Source organism: Arthrobacter sp. zg-Y769, from assembly GCF_020907405.1.
Lineage (GTDB): Bacteria > Actinomycetota > Actinomycetes > Actinomycetales > Micrococcaceae > Arthrobacter_B.
Genome location: NZ_JAJJOE010000022.1, coordinates 1 through 2124, shown reverse-complemented (window position 1 = coordinate 2124; position 2124 = coordinate 1). Strand labels below are relative to the sequence as shown.

The 2124-nt window shown below is 62.5% G+C and carries 1 protein-coding gene and 1 rRNA gene; both read right to left on the bottom strand.

Annotated elements, in window-relative coordinates; all coding sequences use genetic code 11:
* A partial coding sequence (locus tag LOC60_RS16055; RefSeq protein ID WP_230026714.1) for a thioester domain-containing protein occupies positions 1 to 1295 on the bottom strand: 1295 nt, incomplete at its 3' end.
* Between the two features lie 502 nt (positions 1296 to 1797).
* Positions 1798 to 1914: ribosomal RNA gene (gene rrf, locus LOC60_RS16050) — 5S ribosomal RNA — on the bottom strand.
* Positions 1915 to 2124: the final 210 nt, after the last annotated feature.

Below are 2124 nucleotides of genomic sequence, written 5' to 3'. Positions count from 1 at the left end.
CCGCTGACGGTTTTCGCCACGAGAAGGCTGCCCGGGTTGAATTCCACAGTGTTTGTGACCTCCAGGATGTTTTCGCCTTCGATGATTGTCACCGGCTCCGGGAGCACGGGTGTCACCGTCACCTCCAGGGTGGATCCGGTTACCTCTTCCGTCACCGCGCACACCGTTCCCACCGGCAGGCCCGTTACAGTGTTGCTGACGGGAGCTGCTGTGCCAGCAGGAATCTCGAAAACAAACGCCCCTGCTTCACCGCAGTCCACGGTGAGGGTGACGGCCCCCTGGCTACCGACCCCTCCACCGGCAAACACCTTGTCCACTACCAGATCTCCCGCCACGAAGAACTCCGCCGTCGCCTGGGTTCCGGTTTCCAACACTGTGGTCGCGGCGAGGATGATTGGCTGCTTTTCCACCAGTGGATCAGCCTGATCGTAGAGGTAGACGTTGCCGGTCTGGACGTTGACGGCAGCGCGTGCTCTGAGGACTCCCGGGGCGGTGGATGCCGGCGGACCGCCCACCCAGATCTGGGTCCCCGTAGGGAATGTGCTCCCGTTCGGGATTGCGACGGTCCCCGCAGCGTCGGCGTACATGGTGTATCCGGTCGGCACGGAAACCGTGATCGCCGCACTTCCCTCCGCTGCCACCGTGAACGGGCCGGCGATGCTTCCCAACGGAGCCGCAGCAGCCGGGGGAGTCACGGTGACGTTCGGCGGGGGCGGTTCCGGCAGAGGCCCCCTGGTTCGGGCGTCATTGACAATATCCGCGACCGCGGGCCTGATGGCCGTCTCCGTTGTATTGACCAGGTATCCGTCGGTTATGTACCAGATCGCGGCCTGCACCGCCGCAGCCTGCTGGTTTGCGGTTAAGCCCTCAGGGGCTGCGGGATTCGCAGGATAGTAGTTGTTCAAGATGTAATTTACGTAGCCAAGGTTGGCTATGTCGGCTTCCTCCCAGGGAGCGTTAACGTAGCCGACGCCGAGGGTGGTGCCTATCGCGACGTTGATGCAATACATCCGGCCGAGCCGGCCATCGGCGTCCAGAGTGTTAAGGATGCCGGTGTACCCGCCGGCGGGAGAGACTCCCGCCGGGTTGTCTGCGGGATAAGGCAGCGTGAGATCCGGCGGGGTGGGATCGTTGGCCAGGAAACCCTGAATACTTTGGCCTTCGCCTCGACTGGTAAACACGAGATCCGCGTTTGCGCTGGCGACCGGTGCCGGATCGTCTTCGTCCGGATCCGTGACCCGGGCGTTCGCGGGTGCCGCGAATGGTGCCAGCAGCAGCGCTGAAGCGGCCGCCATGCCTAAAAGTGACCTGCGTAGCCGGCGCTCGGGCCCCGGCCGACGCCGCGGGCCGGATGAAAAGTAATGGCTCATGGGGGTCTTCCTGCTTCTATCCCTGGGGATGGCTCGCGAGTGACAATGCCGAAACACACTTCGGTGGGTGCTTGGCACCCTAGGCCCGATACGCGGCCGACGATAGGAAAAGCCGGAATGTCTGCAAAAGCCAGGCACGCACCAGAAGTACGTATTGACTCCGAGCACGCATACGGAGTTGTGCCGGGAACGGCCGATCTCCCGGAGAGACATGTCCATGCCTGTAGCCCTCGATCTGGCGTGGGACCGGGCATAGCTGACCGAAAAGGAGACGGGCCGGGTGCACCCCGCCTGCCGTGTTGAGGCCTTAAACAGGTCAGGCCCCGCACCAATGGTGCGGGGCCTGACCTCTGACTAAACCAGGGCCGTTAAACAAGTGAAGCCCGTACCAACACTGGTACGGGCTCCCCCTGTTTATTCAAATATTGTCCGGCGGTGACCTACTCTCCCACATCCTCCCGGATGCAGTACCATCGGCGCTGTGGGTCTTAGCTTCCGGGTTCGGAATGGGACCGGGCGTTTCCCCCACGCTATGACCGCCGTAACCCTTCCACCCGCACCACACACCCAAAACCAACAAGGTGTGCGTGGGGAAAACAATGGTTACAACACGTCCCGGAACCCCCGACCCGTTCGAAAACGGTGGTGGGTGCCGGCAGTGCGGTAAAAGTTGTGAACCCGCCCCCCGGACAAGGGAGACATGGTTCGTGTTCCAGGTAGCAACAACGGTGTTGTTGTCCGGGAACCACATAGT